Genomic DNA, 24,910 nt, shown 5'->3' on the forward strand with positions numbered 1-24,910 from the left:
CTCCTATCCTTTTGTTCCTCCAGTTGTTAACCCAGAAACAAAATGTTTTTGTAATGACAAGAACACTAATGCGATTGGAATACTAATCAAAATAGCTCCAGCAGCAAAAGTTGTATAACTTGCTCCCATCTTATCAGTAACCAATTTATATAAGCCTATTGGTAAGGTATAATATTCTGGTTGTCTTAGTAAAACCGATGATAATGCGAAATCACCTAATGGTCCAGTAAAGCCATTCATCGCTACTACTGCTAACATCGGACGCGATAATGGTAATAAAATCTGTAAAAATATTCGCGTATTTTTAGCGCCATCAATTTTTGCACTCTCATCTAAATCGATTGGTATCGAATCAAAATAGCCTTTCATTAAATAGGTATTCATAGGAATTTGTCCACCTACATAAATTAGTATCAATAACCAATGACTGTTTATTAACCCTAACATTTGTGCTAAAACAAAGATAGCAATTAGGGCTGAGAATTGGGGTATCATTTGTAATAGTAAAAAGAGCATTAATCCATTTTTTCTACCTTTAAAACGAAATCTCGAAAAAGAATACGCAGTCATTGAAACAAAAATTAACGACAAAATCATTGTAAAGAAACTTATTTTCAAAGAATTCAAATACCAACGACCATATAAAAGAGTTCCTTCATTAGCAAACAATCTTTTATAATGGGTTAATGAAGCATTTTTAGGTATTAAACTCGTTGAGATTAAACTATTTCCTGGGTTAAAGCTAGCACCAACAGTCCATAATAATGGATAAATAATAACCACACAAACAATGATTAATAATAAATAAGTTGACAGAAGTCGTGTACGACGTTGTTTTGTTAAGGAATGTGTTTTTTCCACTACGATCTACCTCCTTCTTTAAATGAATTCGTTCTTCTAAATTGCCATAAAGCAATCGCAATTACAAAGATTGAGAGTAAAATAGTTAAAGCTGCTGCCAACGCATACTGACTCTTTTGCATCGTTAATTTATAAATCCACGATACAAGGATATCGGTACCACCAGCTGTTGATCCTGGAACAGCTGGTCCTCCAGAATTAAATAGATAAATAATATTAAAGTTATTAAAATTAAAAGTATACTGCGTAATAATGATTGGTGCCATCGAATATAAAATTAATGGTAAGGTAATTTTTCTAAATTTTTGAAAACCATTTGCTCCATCGATGGTGGCAGCTTCATACAAATCGTTTGGAATAGATTGTAACGTTCCGGTCGTCACAATGAAGATGTATGGAAATCCTAACCATCCTTGTATCATTAATAATGCAATTTTAGTCCAATTTGCATCGGTCAACCATGGGATTGGGGAAACTCCAATTAAACTTAAAATGGAATTATTAATCGCTCCAAAAGTATCATTAAACATTCCGGAAAACACCATAATCGTGACAAAACCTGGAACAGCCCATGGTAAAACAAGTATGGTTCGGAATAATTTTTTAAATTTTAACTCCTTTTGGTGAACGACAATGGCTAACAAAATACCAATTGAAACTTGTAAAGTTGAAGCGACTAAAGTCCATATAACCGTCCAACCCAATACATTAAAAAATGTCTCTCGCCAAATATCAACAGTAAAGATTTTAGCAAATGTTTCAAGCCCCACCCAATCAGCTAGATTCGCTGGCGCTGAGTGATATAAATCGTAATTAGTAAAAGCCAATGCAATACTAAATAAAATTGGAAAAATTACAGAAAATACTAATAAGAAAAAAGCGGGACTACTCATTAAATAAGGATATCCCTCACTTAATAATGCCTGGTAACTCTCCACAATGTTGTTCACCGCATTGCCTTCATCTATCTTGCGTCCATTACGAAAAGCATCTTTTAAATTTAAATAATAAAATCCTAAACCGAATATTAGGACTATCAACGCAACCAAACCTTCAGCTAAAAGGAAAATTGAATTATCACGAGGTAACTCTGTTCCTAAGGTAAATAATCCCCAAATACCCATATTCAATAAATCTTTGAATACAAAGAAGTAAGAAACTGTAATAACGAGAAAAATAAGCCCTTTAATATATTGTCGATTATAAATCTGCCCCAATCCAGGAACTACTGATAGAATTGTGGCATTTTTTGCATTTTTTGATGAGTAAGATTGATCACTCATAATCATTACACCTACCTTTATTAAAGGCGACGAAAGATTCGTCGCCCATGAATTTCTCTGATTATTGTTGAGTCGTTGCTTCTATATCGTTAGCAATTTGTTCTACTGCTTGCTCTAATGCATCTTTTGGCTCAGCTTTTCCTGTTGCAATTGTTTGAAGTGCTTGATCAATTGGTATCCATACAGAGTTCATTGCAGTGATACCTGGCATCAATTCAGCATATTGTGATTGTAAAGCAATCGCGGCTGCCGCTTCACTTTCTTGAACACTTGGGTCTTCAGCTAGCGCTAGCACAGCTGGAACTTCTTTTGTTTTTTCATAGCGAACTTTTGAATTTTCTTCATTCGCAATAAATTTAACAAATGCTTCTGCTAATTCTGGGTGTTTTGTATAACTACTTACATTATAACTTTTGACACCAATGAATGAGCCCATATGTTCGCCATTAGGTAACATTGGTAATTCTTTAACTCCATAATTAATGCCTGCTTCTTTATAAGGTTCAACGTTCCAAGGACCAGAGATTACCGCTACAGCTTTTCCTTCAGTAAATAATGAATCTAACACATTGATACCTTGTTCGCCGATAATCCCTGATGGGAATACTTTTTCGTCATAGAACTTTTTGATATATTCAGCTCCTTCGATAGCACCCTCGTTAGCAAGACCTAAATCTTCTGGGTTAAGCTCTCCGTCCTTCTCGCCGAATACATAAGATCCAAATCCTCCCATTACCCCTTGAGCATAGTAAAGTGTATCCCATAGTGCTAATAAACCATATTTTTCACCATCAGAATAGTTCTTAGAAAACTCAAACCATTCGTCAGTAGTATTCGGTAGTTCTTCTTCTGAAATTAAGTCTTTATTGTAAAATAAAATTTGTGTTTCTACCGCTTTTGGCAGTCCGTATACTTTTCCATCAACAGTTTGCGATTGCATAGCTGCTTCAGTATAAATTCCTTTTAATTCATCATCTACGGTTAATTCTTTCAGTAATCCTTCTGTCACAGCAGTCCCTACTTGATCACTCGGAATAGTAATCACATCTGGGCCTGTTCCTGCTGGTCCGTCCAAACGTAAATCCTCTATATGGTCTGCGTAAGATTTTTCTACCATCGTGATTTTTACATTATTTTCTTCTTCAAATTTTTTAATTGCATCTTCAATCCCTACACCTTTGGCTTGATCTTCCCAAACTAAAAGTTCTGTTGGTTCAGAATTTTCTGTTGTACTTAGATCGTTTGAAGTTACTGTTGCATCATTCTCTTTTGGTCCACATCCTGCTAACCCTAAAACGACTAAACTGCTAAGCAATAAACTTGATATTTTTTTCATCTGTCTGGCTCCTTTATTACTATTATTATCCTAAGTATATAAGAAAACGTTTTATTTGTAAATAGTTTTATTTAAAGAATTTAATTTATTTAGTAAATATTTTTACCAATTATCTTGGATATAGTTGCATAACCATGATAAAAACGTTATAATTCTAATAAATAGTTTTACTAACTAATATAAAAATAATTTTTATTGAGGTAACAAATGACAACAATTAAGGATATAGCATACCATTCTGGGTATTCTTCAGCGACAGTCTCTCGCCTACTTAAAGGAGACGAAAACTTATCCATAACCGAAGAGACCAGACAAAAAATAATCCATACTGCCCTAACTTTAGGATATGATCGCTCTAAGATTAAAACGACACTTGAAAAAATTGCAGTACTATCTTGGATAAGTGATGAGGAAGAATTGCAAGACGTTTATTTTCGCAATCTGAAAATTAATTTAGAGAAATATGCAAAATTAAATAATATGGAAATATTTACAATCAAGCAAGACAAAGGTCTAGATTCTATTCCCAAAAATATTTCTGGTTTTATTGCTTTGGGTTCTTTTTCTGAAAAAGAAATACAAAAATTAAAAAATAGCTATACTAATGGCGTCTTTTTAGAAATTAATCCCGAACCCGATTATTTTGATACTGTGAAGCCCGATACCGATCGGATGACAGTCAAAGCGATTGATTATTTTAGAGAAAAAGGCTATCAAAAAATTGGTTTTATCGGTGGAAAATATTACAATCATTTTAATGATACGATTGACATGGATAGTCGTGAGGTAACTTTTCGTCATTATCTTTCAACTTTGGGACTACTTAATGAAAAATATATTTTGAGCGAAGGACGCTTTTCTGTAGAACAAGGTTATAATCTAGTAAATAATAATATTTCAAAATGGAAAGATGATCTACCCGAAGCGATTTTTATTGCATCTGATACGATTGCAATCGGCTGTTTACAAGCTTTTAATGAATTGCAAATCAATATTCCGGATAATATTGAAATCATTAGCATTAACGATAATGATATCTCAAAATTTGTCTCCCCCCATTAACTACTTTCAGAATTGAGGCTGAAGAGATAGCAAAGACTACCATTGATATGTTAGTTGATCAAATTGTCTATAACCGAAAAACAACTAAAACCGTTTTACTTAATTCTGAATTAATCATTCGCAAAAGTTTTGTCCCAAAAAAATAGTTAAAAGGACAATAGTCAATCACCAACCGGTGTTACTATTGTCCTTTTAAATTGAATACAAACCAATTTAAGTTAACTTCAAACAAATAGGCTCTTTATTTTTATTAAACATCCCTGATAATATAAGACGAAGCCTTTCTAGCTTCTCAACACCAACATATTTGCCTGTGTCTTTATGTTTAAGTAAGAAAAAAGCTTTGTTGTGTTTAAGATAAAAAGTCTAACTTAATTTTATAATTCAAAATATATTAAGAAATAGACGTTTGCAAACGCTTACTCTTTTTGTTATAATTATTTCATTAAAGAACAGGAGGGTACCAAATTATGAAAAATAAAATTGCATACTTTTTTTTAACTATTGGTGTTATCGATACTCTTGACTTTCTATTTTTTAAATTTAGGAACTTAACTTTTGGTAACATTTTATTCCCATACCTTGTCTTTATAATCCTTAGATTTATACCTTGGAATAAAATATTAAATAGTTTGTTTAACATAGATTCTACTGAAAATAATATACTTTTTCAAAAAGGAAATAAACATGAATCGGACTAATTTCATCTGTAATACCTTATGACACACTAGTAACACAAGCCATATTAGTTATAAAAATCATTATGCAGGTATCTTTAATATAATATAAGAAGTTTTTTTAATAAATTAATTAAACTTATCTTGAAAAGTGTTAAAATTCATCATCCCTTATACTCGTTTCTTTCTTCATTTGATTCTCTACCCTCTTGGTACCCCCCTTGCAATTCGTTGTTGTCAATGATAGACCTATTGTTTTCATCTAAATACAGTCATAATTCATAAACAATGTCTCAATTTTTCTTAAAGGAAGCTCCTCAGGAACGAAATCCTCAAGTGAATGAAATGAGTTTTGTCTACAGTCAAAAAGGACAATAGTCAATCACCAACCGGTGTTACTATTGTCCTCTTTATTTAATTTACTTTATAATGGTTAATGGTTCTTTGATACGATATAGTTTTCTTCTAAAGTTAATAAGTATTGCTTCCTACTCACTCCACCGGCATATCCGCCTATTGAGCCATCGGACCTTATTACACGGTGGCAAGGAATGAGAATCATAATTAGGTTACTACTATTGGCATTACCAATGGCTCTGCTAGCATTTGGATATCCAATTTCTTTACCTAACCCTTGATAATCTAAGGTTGTACCGTAAGGAATATTTTTTAATGCTTGCCATACCTTTGTTTGAAAAACCGTCCCCTTCATGATTGTCGGAATTGTAAACTCAGTTCTTGTTCCTTCTAGGTATTCGCATAGCTCTTGTTTTACTTTCAAATTCATCGAATGATCTTTTTCAATAATCTTCCGTTGAAAATGCTTTTGAACTCGCTCGATTTGTTTTGATGTCAGGCTATCAGCGAACTGCAAAAAGTAGATTCCGTCTTCTGCCACCAAACTAGTCATGGTACCAATGGGCGTCTCAAAGGTACTTTTATATAAATAACTCATTTACGATCATCCTGTCTAAAATAATAGGTACATATATTATATATCAGCTCCGTATATTGTCTATCTAAAAAGTAGAAAGAAACTGTATGGAATTTTATCAAACACCCTTTGAAACCTATAGCTTCGACAACAAAATTTTTGCTATGACCTATACTATAACCTACTTTTTAAGTACGTATCATTACGGAAAGCTATGAGTCATTTTTCCTAAGTTTTAAAACGCAACTAAGGTTCGTCCTAAATGCTGTCCCTCACGTATTTTCGATAAAGGTTCGTCTAACTTATCAAACGGCACTTCATTGACTAATAATGAGTCAATGACATTCCATTCATTCGCTAACAACTCCCAAATTTGATTACGTAATGCCACCGGTCTTGCTAGTGAATCAATTCCAAATATCGTAACTCCTCTTAAAATCATCGGTAAAACAGATGTGTTAAATTGAATACCTGCCGCATTGCCACACATCGACATCGCACCATTATTGGCAATTTGAGTTAAAGCAATTGCTGCCGGTTCACCCCCTACATTATCTACAACATAATCCCATTTTGCTGAAGCTAAAGGTTTAACAGTTCCTAAATCTTCTGGCCAAATTACTTCAGTGGCTCCTAATTTTAAGGCAATTTCTTCTTGATAATCTTTCCTTACTAGAGCTGTTATCTTGTCAAAACCTAACTTTTTCAAGATTGCTAAAGAAACGGAGCCCACTCCGCCTGTCGCTCCCGTGACTAAAATATGAGGTTGTTTATTCACATCCATCCCATGGTTAATCAGTGACAACAAGGCATAAGCGGCAGTAAAGCCAGCTGTTCCATAAATCATGGCCTCTTTAGTCGTCATGCCCTCTGGCACTTTCACCGCCCAATCACTATCAACTGATACATATTCTGAATAACCACCGGTCGTCGATACTCCCATATTACTTCCCATCACGATGACTTTATCACCTTTTTGATATTTCCCCGATTGATCTTCGACTATTTCACCCGCTACATCTATCCCAGGTATCATTGGATAATGCCGAATAACGCCTCCCTTAGTTTTAAAACCCAACATATCCTTATAATTTAATGAAGAATATTCCGCCTTAATTAAGGTATTGCCTTGATATAAAAATTGACGGTTCAGTTCCTCTACTTTATAGGTAACCTCGCCATTTGTTTCTCTAACCACATATGCTTTAAACTTTTCCATGATAAACCTCCCTAAAGTTTTCCATTCAAGAAAAAGATATCAAATCCCCAATACAATAGCAAGTGTAATCCCTTACAATAAATAGCGTTATAATATTTCGCTTTCTATTTTTAAAAAAAGTTTCCTATTCCTCTAAAAAAGCTATCTTATATACTCAGGTCCGTTGAAAGCTTGTTTTTTCATTATCATCGTCTAACTTTTAATGAGCATTCATTATACGATACCCGATATTGACATCCACCGTGATTTTGCTATACTTAATTAACAAAAGGGAATGAGGTTCTCCCTAGGTAAGTTACCTAAACCGCAGTTATTTGCTGATGACTTCTGTGACGCTTTATTTGGCATGTCACGGGGGTCATCTTTTTTATGGATACCTTCGTGAAACAAATTTATAAATGAAGGAGCTTAATTTATGTTAACATCTTTAGCTTTCGTCTTTCTAGGCGGCTTATTAATGGCAACGATTGCTGAAAAAATTGGTTTGCCGCGTATTATTGGTATGTTACTTGCCGGTGTCTTACTCGGACCCTATCTACTGAACGCATTTGAACCTGCTTTGCTCGAAAATTCAGCAGATTTAAGAAAAATGGCATTAATCATTATTTTACTTAAAGCTGGGCTCACCTTAGATTTATCGGATTTAAAACAAGTCGGACGCCCTGCCGTTCTGATGAGTTTCTTGCCTGCAACAATTGAAATTATTGGCTATTTACTGATAGCCCCTTGGTTATTAGGTATTCCTCTTATTGATGCAGCTGTCATGGGCGCTGTCATGGCAGCTGTATCTCCTGCCGTGGTCGTACCTAGAATGATACATTTGATTGAACAAAAAATCGGTACGAATCAGAAAATTCCTCAACTCATTTTAGCGGGTGCTTCATGTGATGACATTGTGGTGATTATATTATTTACTGCTTTTTTAAGCATGGCACAAGGTGGCACCATCCATTATCAAGATATTTTTAATATTCCTATCTCAATTATCGCCGGCGTTGGCTTAGGTGTTTTAACAGGTTGGCTGTTACTTCTTTTCTTCAAATGGGCTCATGCACACATTGGCTTAACTGAGATTCAAAAAGTCATTATAATGCTTGCTATTTCATTTATACTCGTAGCGATTGAAAAATGGTTATCTAACTCCATCGCGATTTCGGGTCTTCTGGCCGTCATGAGTATGGCGAGCGTAATAAAAATGCGTGGTCCGATACCTCAATCGACAAAATTATCTAAACAATTTGGTAATATATGGATTGCTTCAGAATTATTGTTATTTGTGTTAGTGGGCGCAGCCGTTGATATTCGCTATTTAAGTATTGTTGGATTTAAAGCTGTACTAACTATTTTATCAGCCTTAATCTTTAGAAGTTTGGGCGTTTACCTTAGTTTACTTGGCACTAAACTGTCGGCTAAAGAGAAAATATTTTGTATTTTTGCCTATTTACCAAAAGCAACGGTGCAAGCAGCAATTGGTGCTATTCCTTTAGCCGTTGGCTTAAATACAGGGCCACTTATCCTATCAGTGGCGGTCATTGGTATCACCATTACCGCACCTCTTGGGGCTTTATTAATTGATCGCACGCAACATTCATTATTAGAGAAAAACTGATTTTTAATTGGGTTAATCAATGCTTTATTAAACAATTGGCGAGTGGGTTAAAAATTGATACATTCATCCACATTATGGCTCGTTCATCCTAATGGTATAATGATTAAGCTTGTTAACAAAACACTCACCAGTACTATTTTTGATACGAAAAACAAGAGGAGTAGGTAAGAAGAAGAAAACCCATGATTTTCGCTTCCTATACCTACCCCTCTTCTATTTTGGGTAACAATTTTTCTCTTTATTTTTCTTCTAATAAACGTTTTTTACTTTCTTCCATGGCTTCAATTTGTTCTTTTGACACCTCTGGAAATTGTGGATCTATTTCTTTTAATAAATCGAGCATAATTTCAGACACTAAGTAACGCGTATACCACTTTTGATCGGCGGGAATAACATACCATGGGCTATGTTTTGTAGCTGTTTCATTTATCACCTTTTCATAAGTTTCTAAATAAGTATCAAATTGATCACGCACATCTAAATCACCTGCATTAAACTTCCAGTTCTTCTCTTGGCGTTCAATCCGTTCTAAAAAGCGTTCTTTTTGCTCTGATTTTGAAATATTTAAATAAACTTTGACGATTCGATAGCTATTTTCATATAAATATTCTTCAAAATCTCGAATTTGACGATAACGTTTTTTGAAGAATTCCTGATCACTATCATTTTTCACACGTTCAGCTAAACGATAGCCTTTATGAATATCATTAATTTGCACAGTTAAGACCTCTTCATAATGGCTTCGATTGAAGATTACAATATCGCCACGCTCCGGCACATGTCGGTGAATACGCCATAAGAAATCATGAGCTGCTTCTTCTTCACTCGGAACTTTAAAACTTTCCACGTAAACGCCTTGTGGGTTAAACCCCGTCATCACATGTTTAATGGTTGAATCTTTACCGGCAGCGTCTAAAGCCTGAATCACCACAATGACACCTTCACGACCATCCGCATATAGTTTTTCTTGGAGTTCTTCCATTTTCAATAAATTTTCGGAAAATTTCGCCTCAATTTCTTCGCGTTCTACTTTATCCTCTGCCGCATTGGTTGGAATCTTTTTTTATTTAATTTTTCGCTACCGTCAAACTTATATTGTTTTAGCATCTTAGATTCTCCTCAATATTAACGTTCTACCTTTTATTATAAATATATTTGAGACTATTAACAAAAATATCACCTTTCGACATAAAAAAATAAGATAGTACTGTCTATTGGTCGGTAAGTTATCCGATTCAGTTGTATCAACACAAATCCGACCTATTTTCAAACGAATTCATAATATTTTTAGTTATATTTACTCAACCTTCCACCAATTGATAACTTTGTCGGATTAATGCCTGTAATTGCTTTAGATTAATCTTTTCATCCACTACCACAGTCACCCAATGCTTCTTATTCATATGATATGCTGGATAAAAAGTCTGATAATCTATTAAATCAACGATTTTCAAAGGCGGGGCTTTAAGATTTAATACATCTACTATACCTGACTGCTGTGGATCCAATAATTGATATGAAATACGCATCATCAATCCATACCATTTTTGACGATTAGCTGTCTTCATTACATAAAATTCTGGATGCTTAGCCCAAGGCGTCTCTAACTTTGTATTCAATTCAGCCCTAACAAAATCAAATACTCTTTCTCGATAATCCTTTAGTTGATAACATGATTCGATAACTTGATACACCACTTCATCCACATCAGAACGAATTTGATTAACAAAACTACCTCCCTCATCCTCGTTTAAATTGAAAGGTAAGTACTCTAGTCTTTCTGGTAATTCAAACACCTTTAACTTTATCTCATTATGATCGATCATAATTTGAACTTCAAAATCGGGTGTTTTTAAAGGAAGATTGATTTCAAATGTTTCAGGTCCTGTTTTTTTAAAACCAAACTTAAGTGCTAAAGAAGGAATAAATTGTTTTTGTACGAGACTATCTAAATATCGCATGTTACCACCCCACAATCTTTCTTAAACTATTATAAATCATCTATTGTGAAAACTAAAAAAATAAAGCTATCTATCAGGAATATTTAATCCGTGGTTCTTCAAATATGGCTCAATTACGCAAAAAAAGACTCGTAAAACCACTGGGTCTTTCGAGCCTTTTAATCTCTTATTTAAGAATAAAACAATTAATCATGTGTATAATTATCAAAATATCCTTGAACTAATACAATCGGTGTTCCTTTGTCGCCTGAACCACTCGTTAAATCACATAAAGAACCTAATAAGTCAGTAATGCGACGAGGTGTTGTTCCTTCTGAATCCATTTGACCTACTAGACTTTGATCCTTTTCTTTGATACGCGACGCAATCGCATCTTTTAAATCTTGACCTGATAATTCACTGAATTCATTATCAGCTAAATATTTTAATTTTAATTCATTTGGCGTACCTTCTAAACCATCGGTAAAGGCTGGTGAAACAACCGGATCAGCTAGTTCCCAGATTTGTCCTACTGGATCTTTAAAGGCACCATCACCGTAAACCATCACTTCTACATGTTTACCTAATTTATCAAGGATTTGTGCTTGAACATCTTTAACTAAATCGGTACATTCATGTGGGAATAGCTTGACACTATCATCTGTACTTTTATTTGATCCTAATAAGCCAAATTCAGCGTTATAACCACTACCATCAATGGATTCGGTTAATAAATCATCCAATCCATAAACGGTTGCACCTTGTGCTTTTAAAATACGCTTAGTGCGTTGACGGGTATGCACATCACAGTTAATAACTTTATTAGTATAGTTCAAAATTTCTTTCGCATGATTCGCAAATACAAATTCTACCTCTGCTCCAGCTGCTGTCACAATTTCTGCATAATACTCGACATAATCTACACCAGTGAATGGATGCAAGTTTTCGCCAAATAAACGACGATATTCTTCTAAATTCATTACGGTAGCATAAGGATCAATATTATGTTCTTCTAATTGATCTTCCGTTAATAATTGGTTTCCTACTTCATCTCTTGGATAAGATAACATTAAAACAACTTTTTTAGCACCTAATGCAATTCCTTTTAAAATCATTGAAAAACGGTTACGTGAAAGAATTGGGAAAATAACCCCAACTGTTTCGCCACCTAATTTTTGACGGACATCTTTACTAATTGCTTCAACTGATGCGTAATTACCTTGACTGCGTGCAACGATAGATTCAGTCATTGCGATGACATCACGATCACCAATTTCAAAATGATCACTAGCAGCTGCCTCTAATACACTATCTACAACGATTTTTGCTAAATCGTCTCCTTGTCGAATAATCGGGCAACGGATACCACGAGCAACTGTTCCAACATTTCTTGCCATAAGCTTTTCACACTTTCCATTATGAATTTAGACGTTGATAGAACGATTATAACATTTGTTCTCTTATTCATTGTCCAGATACATCATACACTAAAAACGAAAGATAGAAAAGAAAATCTTTTATATTTAGAAAAATTTAGAAAAATACCTATGAAAACGCTATTGATAATTCGTGTTTTAGCGAATTAATTGAGCCATTTCTTCTTCTTAATCATATACACTTCAAATATCACGATTCCAATGACGACCATAATGAGTATCGGATAGGATATAGGAGGTTCTAATTCAGGGATGTGTTTAAAATTCATGCCATACCATCCTGTCAATAAGGTTAACGGTGCAAAAACCGTCGTCACCACTGTCAATATTTGCATTGTCCGATTTTGCTTATTAGAAACATCTGCGTTATAGATTTCACGCAATTGCATCACATACTCTCTTAAATCCAATGCATCATCTTTTAATCTTTTCGCATACAGGCTTAAATATTGTAATTTCTTTCGACTGATTGGCTTCACAATTTCTTGAAAATACTCATCTAACAAATCGCAAAATTCAGATAATTGTTGGTAATAACGTTTAAATGCTAATAAATCTCTGCCATATTTATGAAATTCATGATCTAAATCGGGCTGATATTCACCATCATTATTTAACATAGCTTCTTCTTGCTGATCTAACTTTTCTTCAATTTCATCCAAATACTTTTCTTGTGAATAAATCATTTTTTCAATAATCATTAATAATACTTGAATCGGTTTCGTAAGCTCAATAGTATTTATTTCATTCGCTATTTGATTAAGCAAGTCTTTCATCCAATCATGCTCTTCAATAATGATGAATCTCGCATCATCTAAATAAAAATAACAAGATTGTTCGCTACGTTGCTGAATCTTTGGTAAAAAAAGGGCTCCATATGCATAATGAGACATATCATATATTTTGGTGTGTTTAACAGGCTTATTAAAATTAAAAAAATGGTTATCTTCCATAAGGTATTGATACTTATCGTGATACTCTTTTACGCCGATTATTTCAACGTTGATATCACTTAATTTTTTCGATAATCCTTCCATGATTTTCCTCATTTCTACTGTTTGATAATGTTTTAGCGAGGCTGGGCATAAACTTGTTAAATTTAGTCAAGTTTATGGTTCGTTAATTAGTAGCGCAGTGGTTGAGTGTCCTCAAATGGCGTCATAATTTAGCTGAGATTAATCTTGAAAAATTCAATCACGTTATTGTGCGTTAATTAAAAGCGCAGTGGTTGAGTGGTCTCAATCTGCGTCTTAATGAGGTTAAAGATAAATTTGGTAAACTCAATCAAGGTATTGTTATTAAATTAAAAGCGCAGTGGTTGAGTGGTCTCAATCTGCGTCTTAATGACTTGCTTGAGACCTACTCAACTGTGCGGGGGTGGACAGACAAAGCGAAAATCATTTGATTTTCTACTTTTAGTCCACTCCCAACTGTGCGGGGGTAGGCCAACGAAGCGAAAATCATTCGATTTTCTACTTCTGGTCTACTCCCAACTTTGCAGGGGTGAACAAACGCAGCGAAGATCAATCGATTTTCTACTTCTTGCCCACTTCCTATTATACTGTATAAATGTGAGATGATAAACAAAAGTCTTGACTCTCCTATTAAGGGATGGTTTACACTATTAATATAAACATCAGCTTACTAGGAGGATTCATGATGAAATCAAATATTAATACACTGATTGCCTTTATTTTGAATTTAAGCTTTGCGATAATTGAATTTATCTATGGAGGAATTTTTAATTCTAGCGCTATACTAGCGGACGCTGTGCACGATACCGGTGATGCAATAGCGATTGGGATTGCGGCTTTCTTAGAAAATTTTTCTAACCGTAAGGAAGATCATCAATTTTCTCTTGGTTATAAACGATTCAGTTTACTGGGTGCGATGATTACAGCCCTTATTTTAATTATCGGTTCTTTTTTTGTTACCCTTAATAATATCCCTAAATTAATTCATCCTGAACCCGTCAATTATAACGGAATGTTAATTTTAGGTATCATTGCCATTATCATCAATTTTATCGCTAGTTATGTCGTCAGCCGTGGACAAACCAAAAACGAAGCGATCCTTAGTTTACATTTCCTAGAAGATATCTTAGGCTGGTTAGCTATTATAGCAGTTTCAATTATCTTACGTTTTACTAATTGGTATTTCTTAGACCCCTTGCTTTCACTCATGATTTCAATCTTTATTTTAAGCCGAGCTTTGCCACAATTTTGGACCAATTTGAAAATATTTCTTGATGCTGTTCCTGAAGATATCTGCTTAAATACATTAGAAAATGAAATAGCTCAACATGATAATATCCGATCCATTAATCAAATAAATCTTTGGTCGATGGATGGTCTTGAAAACAATGCCACTTTACATATTTGTGTCGATGATACTCAATTGATAGAAGAAACAAAACATGACATTCGTCATTTATTAGAACACCATCAAGTTTATAATGTCACGATTGAAATTGATTCTTCTTGTGAAGCACACGATTTGCATAAACGTGATATAGAAAAAATATTCGCGAATCACAAGGGCCATACTCATAGCCATGGGCATCATCATGGACATCATCACCATCATTAAGTGTCAACCTATTTTAAAAAATAAGAGTGCGAATTTTTTCGCACTCTTTATATTAATTTTTTTATTTAACCTTCCATCATACTATCCCGTTTAATTTGTGTATACGATAAAACTTTAGGCATTGGCAGTTGCTTTTCTCCGATAATTTTTTCCATCCACATGATGTGATACCAACGATTAAATTTGTATCCACAATAATGAAAAACACCGGCTTCTTGATAACCAAGATGGTGGTGAAACTCAACACTATTTTTTGATAAATATTCATCCTCATTTTCAGGGAAGGCAATACAAGCATAAATATTTAAAATACCCATTTCTTTTAAAATCATTTCCATTTGTTGATCTAATTGACGCCCATAACCTTTTTTGGTGCTGGACGAATCTAAATAAATTGAAATCTCGCAAGACCAATCATAAGCTTGTCGGGAATTTAATGGACTGGCATAGGCATACCCCATGATTTTGTTCTCATCTTCTAACACCAAATACGGATATCGCTTTAAAACCGTCACCATTCGTTCTTCAAACTCAAAAATTGACGGTACTTCTATTTCAAAAGTAATAGCCGTATTCTTTACATAATGGGCATATATTGGTAGTAATTTGGAAGCATCTTTTAAACATGCATTTCTAATTCTCATCTAGCCACTTCTTTCTTTTAGAATAATTTTATTACTCCTTTAACCTATTGGCAATAAAAAAATGAGTTTGTCCAAACAGAAAACAGTCATATAGCTTTCCTAATCTGGCCACTCCAATATATTCAAATTATAAAAATATTCCAAGTAAAATGGCCATTAAGACGATAAACGGTGCCGGTACTTTTTTGGTTAGTAATAATAATACCGTAACTAACGTTACTACCATATTTATAAGAATAACAACTTCTCCAGGGGATTGGGGTCTCAACAACTTCTAGTGGGGAGTAAAATTTATTTTTGTTCTTTTGCTAGTCGCTTGTTATACTCAATTTCAATAAATTCAGGTAAGTAATTAGGCGTACAACCTTTTGATACCTTCATCCCTTTATAAAGTTCAGTCTCTTCGCCAAGTTGAACACATCGTGCTCGGTATTGGTCTTCATAAACACCAATCCAACCCGCAACAAAATTCATGGCCCATTGAACCACAGCTTCTTCATCCATAATTGTTTGCTCAATAATCGAAAGAAGCTCGCCTGAATTTTCAGGTGGAGTTTTCCCCATCCAACGACGTCTCCCCTCATAATACCAATAGGTGCGTCGTTGAAGAGGCAATTTGCTCTCACACCACGATTCAATCAATTGGACTAATTTTTTTGATTTCGTTAATTGATTAGCAAATAACCAATCCATTAATTGAGTTTGTTCATTTTCATCATGAATAGCCATCTCTTCAACTAAAGAATTTACTTTTGCTTCATCTAACTCTTTATTATCCATAATTAAAATGGCTAATTGTCTCGGTTTAAATAAAGCTGATGTCCATAATTCCATTGCTAATAAATGATCTTTTCTTATCTCTTTAGCAATCTTACGTAAATCCCCTAATTTTGTGGAATCATCGATTGACTTTAAAATAATTTGTGCATTTTCAGATAACGGTTTTTTGTTTTCCATTTTCATTCCCTCTTCTATTTATGATAAGCATGTCCATTGATAATTCTAAAAGCCCGATAAATCTGTTCAACTAATACCAAACGCATCAATTGATGTGGCAAAGTAATGCGCCCGAAACTAACACTCAAATCGGCCCGTTGTTTTAATTCTTCTGCTAGTCCAAGAGACCCACCAATAATAAAGGTCACTTTACTATGACCATAGGTCGCATAGTTTTCCAAGGTATTGGCTAATTCTTCAGAGGTTATTAATTTCCCTTCAATTGCTAATACAATTACTTTGCGATTCGCATCTATTCGAGCACTAATCTTTTCAGCTTCCTTGTTTAAAACCAACTGGATTTCATTATCACTCATTGACTCAGTAGTAGCTTCATCAGGTACTTCGAATATTTTAACTTGAGCATAATTACCTAATCTTTTAATATATTCAGCAATACCCTGTTTCAAATATTTTTCTTTTAATTTACCAACACAAATTATTTCAATATTCATTTGATCACCTTCAATCTTTTCATAATAATCATAGCATTTATTGAAAATATTTTGTATCATTATACTATCGAATGATACATTTGAATGGAGGAAATATTTTGAAACCCACAATTATTGGTGTTTTAGGATTAGGTGTCTTTGGAAGAACTATTGCAAAACAACTTGGTCGTTTTGGCCGTGAAGTGATTGTTGTTGACAAAGACCAACATAACATTGATTTAGTAGCCGATGATGTCACAACGGCCACCATCGGAGACTTTACCGATTATGATTTATTAGAGGATATTGGTATCGCTAATTGCGACGCAGTGGTTGTCGCAACGGGTACTAATTTGGAAAGTGCGGTCCTTGCAGTCATGCACTGTAAAAGATTAGGCGTACCTCATATTATTGCCAAAGCACATAGTGCAGTTTTTGAACAAGCCTTAAAAGAATTGGGAGCAACTAAAATTATTTCACCTGAACGTGATTCAGGTAAACGTTTAGCTTCTCAACTGTTGAGAACCCATATCGGGGAAGTTTTATCACTTGATGACAACACTTCAATCGTTGAATTCTCTGTTCCAGATAAATGGGTAGGCAAATCAATCCTAGCTTTAGAATTACGAAAAAACTACGACATGAATGTCATTGGGTATCGTCCATACAAAGGCGCAAAAATGACTTCAACTTTAAATATTCAAACACCGATTGAAAAAGGAATGATTTTTGTTGCGATTACGGATTCGCATCGATTTGAAGAACATGATTATTTAGATCGTATTAATTAATCTATTAGTCATCAATATTTCCTATTACTAGCCATAAGGTTTTATGTTAAAAATAATATATGATATGCTCATTTTAGCATGAATTTTTTACTTATCAACAGGAGTTATGCACAAAAATTGTGCATAACTCTTTTTATTATTAAAAACCTTTCTAAAGCTTGATACATCATTATTTTCATGTTAACGAAATAGTTACTATTTACAAACTAAGCTTATCAACATAGGAATCTAGTTATCAACAGATTTCTGTGCATAAGTGTGTGGATATGTGGTGAAATTAATTATAATTAATTTTTGAACTATCATTATAATTGTTTTTTTGGTATACATTGATCATAAATATATAAAAACGACAGACCAAAGGTCTGTCGTTAAGAAAAAGGGCATTGATTAAGAATTATTTTTTATATAATTCTGTTCTTTCGTCTTGGATAACACCACTATAATTCAATCCATAACCAAAATCATACTCATTACCTTCACTATCTTTATATGGTGTTAAATCAAATGGTACATCTTCTTCGTTCGCTTCAACGGTGTCCATATCCGCAGGGAATTGAATTGGTAGTAATCCTTTAGGTTCTTGTTTTCCAGTAATAATATCAAATAGTGCTGAGTCACTTACTTGGAATCCGACTACAATCGCATCAACTTTGTCCTCAAACTCAGACATAATCACTGGGTTATCTGCTTTCATAGCGACAACTACAGGAATATCTTTACCTGATTTTTCTACTAGTTCAACTGCGTTTAATACTGCATCTAAGTCATATTCATTGGCAATTTTTGAAGTGTTACCGAAATAACTACGATTTTCTCTAGATCCATCCTCTAAAATATCGCCACCAATAGATTCCTTACGTACATTTTCTCCATCGGCTGTATATGGACGGTATTGTAAAGATAATGGATAATATGTCTTGTTATCCTCTTCAACCCCAGCAAATGAGAAATTATGTCCATTATTAGGGCTTGTCATACCTACAATCACCATATCCACATCTTCTAATGAATCTGGTTGTTTATAACCTGTTACGACACCTTCTTCATTCTTAATTTCTTCGTCCGTAATAACTTTACCGAAGATTTGTTCTGCTGCTTCAATGTTCATTGTTGGTGTATTAATTTGTTCAGCAGGACCAAATAAACTATCAAATGGATGTTGAATAGTTGCTGGAATATAAACAGTCATATCTTTATATTCTTTACGGTCTTCTGAAGCCGCTTTGATAACATTATCTTTATTCTTAACCATTACGACAGAGTCTAACTGCGCTTGATATCCTGCTTCTACTTTCTCCTCACTAGCAACAATTGTTTTTGACTGTTCTAAATCTAAATATGGATTTTCAAATAATCCCAAGTTAAACATGTTGTTTACAATTCGTCTTCCACTTTCTCTGAAGCGTTCTTCTGCTGTTTGCTCCAATTCTCCAGCTTTGTTTGCTTCATCCCAAAGTTTATAAGCTTCTAATACTGGAGCGACTGCGTTATTACCACCAAACATGTCCATACCAGCTTTAATAATTTCAAAGTGGCGTTGTTCTAAGGTTAAGTCTTCTGCCCCCCATGCAGTACCCATTGAACGGATATTTTCTGCATCATAACGAGTTACTCCCCAGTCAGTAACTAGTAAGCCATCATAATTATTGTCTTTACGGAAGATATTTATGATCTCGCTATTATATGCTGTTCCTAATAATTTATCTCCAAATAATGGTTTACCATCTTTATCAACCATAATTGAATAGTTTGTCATCATAGCAGCAGCTGAACCTGTTTTACCTTCTAAATTCAAGCCGCCTTTAACAAATAATTCTAAATGCTGATCAAAGTTTCCACCAGGGAAAACCGCATATTGACCTTGGAATAAGTGTGATTCACGTCCACCTTCTCCCGCTCCATCACCAGGTGCATGCTTTATCATAACAGGAACAGAATCTAATCCCCATCCTAAATCGGACCCATCATCTGCAAATGTTGATTGTGAGAAATTAGCATAAGCTTGAGTAAAGTCCGTTGCTAATGCTAAACTTTCACCAAAGGTACCATTAACACGTAACCAACGTGGTTCTGTTGCTAAATCAATTTGTGGGCCTAATGCCATTGTAATACCTAAAGCACGATATTCAGCTGAAGACATTTTAGCAAATTCTTGCATATGTTTAACATCAAATGTTGAAGCCAAACCTAAGTTTGATGGCCAACGTGAAATATCTTCTCCTTCAGCATTATAAATGCCTGAAGTCGCAGTACTACGTGGATCTGAACTAATATTAATTGGAATAATTGGTTCTTCTTCAGTTCCTAATCCTTCCGCAAATGCTTGTAATTGATTTGTCCACTTCACTGATGCTTCTACATCATTTGGACCAGCATGTAAAATATTTCTTAAATAATCATTTTCAATATAATCTTTTTGGTCGTCAGTTAAACCTGCTGATTGATCACGTTCATGACCACTAAATAACATTAAACCAGCAATCTGATTGATAGACATTACCTCTGATAGTGCTTCTGCACGTACTTCTGAATCTTCACGCCAATCCTCAAATAGGTCTAACTTACCATTACCATTTAGATCTTTAAAGTAATATGTTTCACCATCGACTTCCTCAGTTATAATCTTAATACCACTTTCTAAAGAGAAACTGATTGTAGGACCATCTTGAGGATTTTCTACAACTCCAAATTTTGTTGTTCCATCCGTAACTTCTTTGTATTCAAAGTCATACTCAACAGTTTCTTCCTTGTCCGCTTCGGCGTATGGATCGTTTGATTCTTCTTTATCTGCTTCAGCATACGGATCTTTGGCTTCTTCTTTATCTGCTTCGGCATATGGATCTTTCGATTCTTCCTTGTCCGCTTCAGCATACGGATCTTTGGCTTCTTCCTTATCCGCTTCAGCATACGGATCTTTGGCTTCTTCTTTATCTGCTTCGGCATATGGATCGTTGGCTTCTTCCTTATCTGCTTCGGCATATGGATCTTTGGGTTCTTCCTTATCTGCTTCGGCATATGGGTCTTTGGCTTCTTCCTTATCTGCTTCGGCATATGGATCTTTCGACTCGCCTTTATCCGCTTCAGCGTATGGATCTTTCGATTCTTCTTTATCTGCTTCGGCATATGGATCTTTAGACTCTTCTTTATCTGCTTCGGCATATGGGTCTTTTGACTCTTCTTTATCCGTTTCAGCGTATGGGTCTTTTGACTCTTCTTTATCCGTTTCAGCGTATGGATCTTTCGATTCAGCTACTGTTGTTTCAACTTGTGTATCACTTGTAGTAGATGTTGTGTTTTCTGTTCCTTCTGAAGAACAAGCTGCTAAGACTAATGACGCTGATAGCAACAAGGCATTTCTTAATAATTTTTTATTTAAATTAAATTCCATTTTTACCCCTCTTTCTAAAATAAGCAATGCAACTTTAAAATAAACCTTAATACTCCCTCCTCGTATTCAAACTTTTTCTTTAAATCCATCTTAATATAAAACTACATATTTTTTTAGAACGTTTTCAATAATGGTCGAAACTATTTCATTTTTGGTTATCTAGCTTTACTAATTACAAATAATCATAAATTTATATTTTTAATTACATAATGACACAGCTAATGAGTGGTATAAAATAGATTTTTTCAGATTTATTTTATACCGACTCAGCTGTTCGTAAATGAGGAAGACGAAGTAAATTAAATAAACTTTCTACTTTTTCTCTCTAATTATAAAATATGTTACTTTGCTTTCTTATCTTTCGCTTTAATCCATAATGCAATCAATACTAAGAAAATTGCATTAGCTCCAATCCAAAGTGATAACCACATTGGGAAGCTCTTATCATAATTTTCAACTGCAGCAGAGTTAACTACCGTGTAAATGATATTTTTCGATGCTTTTCTTAATGCTTGACGACCTTCTATTGTCTTAGTCGCTGCTGTTGGTTCCTTACCAACCGGTGTTAACATTAAATCGCCACCATTTAATATCGCTTGTGTAGGATCCATAAACCAACGATTATTATAGTCTGTAATAACTGTCCCTTTGAATCCCCATTCATCGCGTAATATAGTATTTAATAAGCGATCATCTCCACCAGTCCATCTAGTACCAATACGGTTATATGATGACATAATACCAGTGGACTCTCCTTCTTTAACTGGTAACTCAAATGCTTTTAAGTATAACTCTCGAATTGCTTGTTCATTAGTCCAAACTGCCACTCCTAAGCGGTTAGTTTCTTGATCATTTAAAGCAAAATGCTTGATGTACATAAACACACCATTATCTTTCGCCGCCTTAACAGTTGCCGCTGAAATTTTCCCTGTTAATACTGGATCTTCTGAGTAATATTCAAAGTTACGTCCAGAAAATGGTGTACGATGAATATTGTTACCCGGTGCGTAGAGTCCAACTGTACCGATTGCTTTCGCTTCATCTGACATCGTTGTACCTATTTCTTGAGCTAATTGTTGATTCCATGTAGAAGCAATTACAACTCCTGAAGTAAACTGAATTCCTGAAACGCCTGTAAGAATATTATTAATTCCCGCTGGACCATCTGAGTTAACTGTTGCAGGTAATTTAATTGAATCTATTCCTTGAGTCGCAAAACCACCATAACCAATTAATTTAACCATATCTTCTATCGACAGTTGTTCTAGCAATTGATCCCAAATTGGGTCATTATAATCTTTTCCAATAAGATCTTCTACTGTTAAACCATGATCAGCGAAAACAATATCGTCTCCTTCATCTTTAGCTTCGATATCAGGATTTGTAAAGATATCCAATTGTTCTTCTGATGCATCACGGTGATTAGTTCTTTCTCTTGGTAAAGTTCCTTCCCAATCTGAACGACTTACAAAGTTGATATCACCTCTTGCATCATCAAACTGATTAGTAGCTACAATCTCATCACCCGAACGAGGTTCTTCATTAAATACAACTGTTTCAGCTTGATCATAAATAAAGGCATCAATCACATCATGAGCATTATTCATTAATTTTATTTCATATTGACCTTTTTCTAATACATAAGATTTTGTATCCATATAATCATATGAAGCCATATCATCAACATTAAAACTAATTTCGACCGTTTCTTCTTTACCCGGTTCTAATAAAGATGTTTTACCAAAGTTCCCTAATACCACATGAGACTTTTCGATTCCACCCTCATAATATGGCGCTGTATAATAAACTTGTACCACTTCTTTTCCGGCTACATCACCAGTATTTTTAACTTTAACTTTTACGTTTACTTTTCCATCTTTTACTTCTGAGTTTTCAATTGATTGTTCGAATGTAGTATAAGATAATCCGTAACCGAATGGATATTGGACGAAATCTTTATATTTTTCTTCATCAATCTCTCCCGTTTCATTATCTACGAAACGAGTTTCATAAAATCGGTAACCGACATAAATACCTTCAGAATAATTTAAAAATTTAAAATAATCTGTTTTTGGTCCTAATTCATGTTTTCCGTTTAAATAAGCAAAGTCACCGGCGTTATAATAAGCTGGTGCAGTCGATAAATCGTATGCATAAGTGTCCGCCAATCTTCCAGAAGGATTAATTGTACCATTTAAAATTTGACCTATCGCTCTATTACCAGTTGACCCAGGCCCACCAATCCATAAAGCAGCCGTTACTTCTTCATCATTTAAAAAACCTAACTCCATTGCATTACTTGAATTAATCAATACAATGACATTTTTAAATCCTGCTAATTTTACTTTTTCAAGTAAATTCAACTCTATATCTTGTAATTCAAGGTATGACTTTCCTTCATCACCATTTTGAAACTCTGCCATATCCATCGGTAAGTCACCACCCTCACCACCGTTTCGAGAGTATACTACAATAGCAGTGTCTGAGTAATCTAAAGCAGAATCCATCATTTCTCTAGTTACTGAAGAGAGTTCATGAATGTTATAATCTCCTCCAGTTAAATTGAAGTTATTTTGTTCATCTTTTTTTGGTTTATTAGATTCATAAAAAGATACTAAATCGGGATTTAATTCAAATCCAGCTTCCTCTAACCCTTGATAAATTGTGATATTATTTGATTCGTCAGATGCTCCAGATCCAGAACCACCATAAGTAGTAGCTACCGAACCAATTCCAAATACATTAATTTTGGTACCTTTTGCAAGAGGTAAGCTATTATTTTTATTTTCTAATAAAACTGTTCCCTCACCTTGAATTTTGCTTACCAAATCTTTTGAAGCTTTTTGTGCTAATTCTAAAGCTTCAGTGTCTGATGGTCCACTTGAAAGATAAAGACTAATAACATTACTAAAGGAATTAACAGCAATGTTAGCAACGGAAAGCAATACTAAGAATAAAGGTACTATCACAGCAAACACCTTATTATTTTTTAATACTTTCCCATTACTCTTTTTTGCAACAAAGAAATAGTAACCTAATAGTATGACGGACAATATTGTAATACCAATTGCCAAATATTTTGTAACATTTTCTACACTCATCCCTTTTTCCTCCTTATACAAAATCCTTATATATTTAATATAATATGATTTCTTTCTCAAATAAATAGCGCATTCATAACTTGTATAAACGACTTCATAATCGGTCATATTTTCAGCAAATTCGCTCAATATGATATTCTTATAAAAATTCAACTCTTCTTTTTACAAGTCGTTTTTGAATTTAATGTAACATTTACTGCTGTCGAAAAGTAAAAAAAACGCCTACCCTTCCGGATAAGCGCATTTACATTATATGATTATACAAACTCAACATCAATCGAGTGTGTTAATACATCACTGTAACTATAAGACACACGATCGATATTATTATCATCTTGGTCTAAATCTACGACAAATACTGAACGATAAGTCTCCCTCAAAACGCCACGACGCTCGCGTTTTTTCTTACGGCCCATTTGGACGGTGACGATGATTTCTTCACCTAAGTTTTCATCTAAAAGTGACTTGATTTCAACTAAATCTTTTGGCATTGTCTCAACCCCTTCACAAACCATTATAACATATTTTAGATAAATAATCAATTTTAACATAACATATATATCATGGCAAGCAAATTTTAAAAATTTCTCCTTACTTTTTTGCCTAA

General features: G+C 34.2%; 21 protein-coding genes, 1 pseudogene and 1 riboswitch. Of the genes and pseudogenes, 6 read left to right on the top strand and 16 right to left on the bottom strand.

Translation table 11 applies throughout. The features are described 5' to 3' along the window. Nucleotides 1–3 precede the first annotated feature (3 nt). The 3 genes from LB888_RS03565 to LB888_RS03575 form a co-directional block, all read right to left on the bottom strand. Nucleotides 4–861, bottom strand: coding sequence for a sugar ABC transporter permease (locus LB888_RS03565; RefSeq protein WP_276646507.1), 858 nt, complete (start codon nt 859–861; stop codon nt 4–6). Further along, complete coding sequence (locus LB888_RS03570) at nt 861–2,144, bottom strand: sugar ABC transporter permease (protein WP_311920752.1); 1,284 nt, start codon at nt 2,142–2,144, stop codon at nt 861–863. The genes LB888_RS03565 and LB888_RS03570 overlap by 1 nt, the downstream gene beginning before the upstream one ends. A gap of 61 nt (nt 2,145–2,205) precedes the next feature. Continuing rightward, the gene (locus LB888_RS03575; protein WP_078756163.1) at nt 2,206–3,480 is read right to left on the bottom strand and encodes an extracellular solute-binding protein; all 1,275 of its coding nucleotides are present in this window, start codon (nt 3,478–3,480) and stop codon (nt 2,206–2,208) included. A gap of 207 nt (nt 3,481–3,687) precedes the next feature. On the opposite strand from LB888_RS03575, the pseudogene LB888_RS03580 reads away from it, so the two are divergent. Together LB888_RS03580 and LB888_RS03585 are read left to right on the top strand one after the other, a co-directional pair. Beyond that, nucleotides 3,688–4,688, top strand: a pseudogene (locus LB888_RS03580) (LacI family DNA-binding transcriptional regulator). Nucleotides 4,689–5,012: 324 nt separating this feature from the next. After that, nucleotides 5,013–5,243 (top strand): hypothetical protein, encoded by a 231-nt coding sequence (locus LB888_RS03585; protein WP_318753650.1) that lies wholly within the window; start codon nt 5,013–5,015, stop codon nt 5,241–5,243. 409 nt (nt 5,244–5,652) lie between these two features. Here LB888_RS03585 and LB888_RS03590 read toward each other — a convergent pair whose 3' ends face one another. Together LB888_RS03590 and LB888_RS03595 are read right to left on the bottom strand one after the other, a co-directional pair. Continuing rightward, complete coding sequence (locus LB888_RS03590) at nt 5,653–6,174, bottom strand: methylated-DNA--[protein]-cysteine S-methyltransferase (RefSeq protein ID WP_318753651.1); 522 nt, start codon at nt 6,172–6,174, stop codon at nt 5,653–5,655. Nucleotides 6,175–6,388: 214 nt separating this feature from the next. Continuing rightward, entirely contained in the window at nt 6,389–7,372 is a 984-nt protein-coding gene (locus tag LB888_RS03595; RefSeq protein WP_276646496.1) for a YhdH/YhfP family quinone oxidoreductase, read from the bottom strand. Between the two features lie 261 nt (nt 7,373–7,633). Beyond that, a riboswitch (Fluoride riboswitch) is annotated at nt 7,634–7,709 on the top strand. Between the two features lie 78 nt (nt 7,710–7,787). Between LB888_RS03595 and LB888_RS03600 the strand changes: the two genes are divergently transcribed. Next, nucleotides 7,788–8,981, top strand: coding sequence for a cation:proton antiporter (locus LB888_RS03600; RefSeq protein ID WP_318753652.1), 1,194 nt, complete (start codon nt 7,788–7,790; stop codon nt 8,979–8,981). 238 nt (nt 8,982–9,219) lie between these two features. Here the strand turns inward: LB888_RS03600 and LB888_RS03605 are convergent, their stop codons facing one another. The 4 genes from LB888_RS03605 to LB888_RS03620 all read right to left on the bottom strand — a co-directional run bounded on the left by LB888_RS03605 (nt 9,220) and on the right by LB888_RS03620 (nt 13,394). Beyond that, on the bottom strand, nt 9,220–10,038 hold the full coding sequence (locus LB888_RS03605; protein ID WP_318753949.1) for a PPK2 family polyphosphate kinase: 819 nt from the start codon (nt 10,036–10,038) through the stop codon (nt 9,220–9,222). Between the two features lie 244 nt (nt 10,039–10,282). Beyond that, a complete protein-coding gene (locus tag LB888_RS03610) occupies nt 10,283–10,942 on the bottom strand; it encodes an MmcQ/YjbR family DNA-binding protein (RefSeq protein ID WP_318753653.1) in 660 nt (219 codons plus the stop codon). 185 nt (nt 10,943–11,127) lie between these two features. Then, the gene (locus tag LB888_RS03615; protein WP_276647709.1) at nt 11,128–12,318 is read right to left on the bottom strand and encodes a coenzyme F420-0:L-glutamate ligase; all 1,191 of its coding nucleotides are present in this window, start codon (nt 12,316–12,318) and stop codon (nt 11,128–11,130) included. 185 nt (nt 12,319–12,503) lie between these two features. Further along, nucleotides 12,504–13,394 carry a CorA family divalent cation transporter gene (locus tag LB888_RS03620; protein WP_318753654.1) on the bottom strand — a complete coding sequence of 297 codons (891 nt, stop codon included), beginning with the start codon at nt 13,392–13,394 and terminating at the stop codon, nt 12,504–12,506. A 191-nt stretch (nt 13,395–13,585) separates the two neighbouring features. Here LB888_RS03620 and LB888_RS03625 point away from each other — a divergent pair, with 191 nt between their 5' ends. Then, the gene (locus LB888_RS03625) at nt 13,586–13,762 is read left to right on the top strand and encodes a hypothetical protein (RefSeq protein WP_318753655.1); all 177 of its coding nucleotides are present in this window, start codon (nt 13,586–13,588) and stop codon (nt 13,760–13,762) included. On the opposite strand, the gene LB888_RS03630 is transcribed toward LB888_RS03625, so the two are convergent. Beyond that, entirely contained in the window at nt 13,717–13,944 is a 228-nt protein-coding gene (locus LB888_RS03630) for a hypothetical protein (RefSeq protein ID WP_311920764.1), read from the bottom strand. The two genes, LB888_RS03625 and LB888_RS03630, sit on opposite strands and share 46 nt — an antisense overlap. A 72-nt stretch (nt 13,945–14,016) precedes the next feature. Between LB888_RS03630 and LB888_RS03635 the strand changes: the two genes are divergently transcribed. Continuing rightward, a complete protein-coding gene (locus LB888_RS03635) occupies nt 14,017–14,946 on the top strand; it encodes a cation diffusion facilitator family transporter (protein ID WP_318753656.1) in 930 nt (309 codons plus the stop codon). 65 nt (nt 14,947–15,011) lie between these two features. On the opposite strand, the gene LB888_RS03640 is transcribed toward LB888_RS03635, so the two are convergent. From LB888_RS03640 to rlmH, 3 genes are all read right to left on the bottom strand, one after another. After that, the gene (locus tag LB888_RS03640) at nt 15,012–15,590 is read right to left on the bottom strand and encodes a GNAT family N-acetyltransferase (protein ID WP_318753657.1); all 579 of its coding nucleotides are present in this window, start codon (nt 15,588–15,590) and stop codon (nt 15,012–15,014) included. Nucleotides 15,591–15,881: 291 nt separating this feature from the next. After that, nucleotides 15,882–16,547, bottom strand: coding sequence for a DNA alkylation repair protein (locus LB888_RS03645; RefSeq protein WP_318753658.1), 666 nt, complete (start codon nt 16,545–16,547; stop codon nt 15,882–15,884). A gap of 14 nt (nt 16,548–16,561) precedes the next feature. After that, nucleotides 16,562–17,041 (bottom strand): 23S rRNA (pseudouridine(1915)-N(3))-methyltransferase RlmH, encoded by a 480-nt coding sequence (gene rlmH / locus LB888_RS03650; protein WP_318753659.1) that lies wholly within the window; start codon nt 17,039–17,041, stop codon nt 16,562–16,564. A 98-nt stretch (nt 17,042–17,139) separates the two neighbouring features. Here rlmH and LB888_RS03655 point away from each other — a divergent pair, with 98 nt between their 5' ends. Next, nucleotides 17,140–17,811 (top strand): potassium channel family protein, encoded by a 672-nt coding sequence (locus LB888_RS03655; protein WP_276934692.1) that lies wholly within the window; start codon nt 17,140–17,142, stop codon nt 17,809–17,811. A gap of 397 nt (nt 17,812–18,208) precedes the next feature. Here the strand turns inward: LB888_RS03655 and LB888_RS03660 are convergent, their stop codons facing one another. The 3 genes from LB888_RS03660 to LB888_RS03670 form a co-directional block, all read right to left on the bottom strand. Further along, nucleotides 18,209–21,202 carry a glycoside hydrolase family 3 N-terminal domain-containing protein gene (locus tag LB888_RS03660; RefSeq protein ID WP_318753660.1) on the bottom strand — a complete coding sequence of 998 codons (2,994 nt, stop codon included), beginning with the start codon at nt 21,200–21,202 and terminating at the stop codon, nt 18,209–18,211. A gap of 341 nt (nt 21,203–21,543) precedes the next feature. Next, entirely contained in the window at nt 21,544–24,303 is a 2,760-nt protein-coding gene (locus tag LB888_RS03665) for a glycoside hydrolase family 3 protein (RefSeq protein WP_318753661.1), read from the bottom strand. Nucleotides 24,304–24,560: 257 nt separating this feature from the next. Next, nucleotides 24,561–24,794: a Veg family protein gene (locus tag LB888_RS03670; RefSeq protein WP_066125893.1), complete on the bottom strand. Its 234-nt coding sequence runs from the start codon at nt 24,792–24,794 to the stop codon at nt 24,561–24,563. Nucleotides 24,795–24,910 lie beyond the last annotated feature (116 nt).

The organism is Globicatella sp. PHS-GS-PNBC-21-1553 (assembly GCF_033564055.1).
GTDB classification, from domain to species: domain Bacteria; phylum Bacillota; class Bacilli; order Lactobacillales; family Aerococcaceae; genus Globicatella; species Globicatella sulfidifaciens.

Excerpts from the sequence above, each read along its gene's own strand:
- LB888_RS03620 (WP_318753654.1), bottom strand. The coding sequence starts at position 13,394 with ATGGAAGGATTATCGAAAAAATTAAGTGATATCAACGTTGAAATAATC.
- LB888_RS03575 (WP_078756163.1), bottom strand. The coding sequence starts at position 3,480 with ATGAAAAAAATATCAAGTTTATTGCTTAGCAGTTTAGTCGTTTTAGGG.
- LB888_RS03610 (WP_318753653.1), bottom strand. The coding sequence starts at position 10,942 with ATGCGATATTTAGATAGTCTCGTACAAAAACAATTTATTCCTTCTTTA.
- LB888_RS03665 (WP_318753661.1), bottom strand. The coding sequence starts at position 24,303 with ATGAGTGTAGAAAATGTTACAAAATATTTGGCAATTGGTATTACAATA.
- LB888_RS03660 (WP_318753660.1), bottom strand. The coding sequence starts at position 21,202 with ATGGAATTTAATTTAAATAAAAAATTATTAAGAAATGCCTTGTTGCTA.
- LB888_RS03570 (WP_311920752.1), bottom strand. The coding sequence starts at position 2,144 with ATGAGTGATCAATCTTACTCATCAAAAAATGCAAAAAATGCCACAATT.
- LB888_RS03645 (WP_318753658.1), bottom strand. The coding sequence starts at position 16,547 with ATGGAAAACAAAAAACCGTTATCTGAAAATGCACAAATTATTTTAAAG.
- LB888_RS03670 (WP_066125893.1), bottom strand. The coding sequence starts at position 24,794 with ATGCCAAAAGATTTAGTTGAAATCAAGTCACTTTTAGATGAAAACTTA.
- LB888_RS03585 (WP_318753650.1), top strand. The coding sequence starts at position 5,013 with ATGAAAAATAAAATTGCATACTTTTTTTTAACTATTGGTGTTATCGAT.
- LB888_RS03640 (WP_318753657.1), bottom strand. The coding sequence starts at position 15,590 with ATGAGAATTAGAAATGCATGTTTAAAAGATGCTTCCAAATTACTACCA.
- LB888_RS03615 (WP_276647709.1), bottom strand. The coding sequence starts at position 12,318 with ATGGCAAGAAATGTTGGAACAGTTGCTCGTGGTATCCGTTGCCCGATT.
- LB888_RS03600 (WP_318753652.1), top strand. The coding sequence starts at position 7,788 with ATGTTAACATCTTTAGCTTTCGTCTTTCTAGGCGGCTTATTAATGGCA.
- rlmH (WP_318753659.1), bottom strand. The coding sequence starts at position 17,041 with ATGAATATTGAAATAATTTGTGTTGGTAAATTAAAAGAAAAATATTTG.
- LB888_RS03590 (WP_318753651.1), bottom strand. The coding sequence starts at position 6,174 with ATGAGTTATTTATATAAAAGTACCTTTGAGACGCCCATTGGTACCATG.
- LB888_RS03635 (WP_318753656.1), top strand. The coding sequence starts at position 14,017 with ATGAAATCAAATATTAATACACTGATTGCCTTTATTTTGAATTTAAGC.
- LB888_RS03595 (WP_276646496.1), bottom strand. The coding sequence starts at position 7,372 with ATGGAAAAGTTTAAAGCATATGTGGTTAGAGAAACAAATGGCGAGGTT.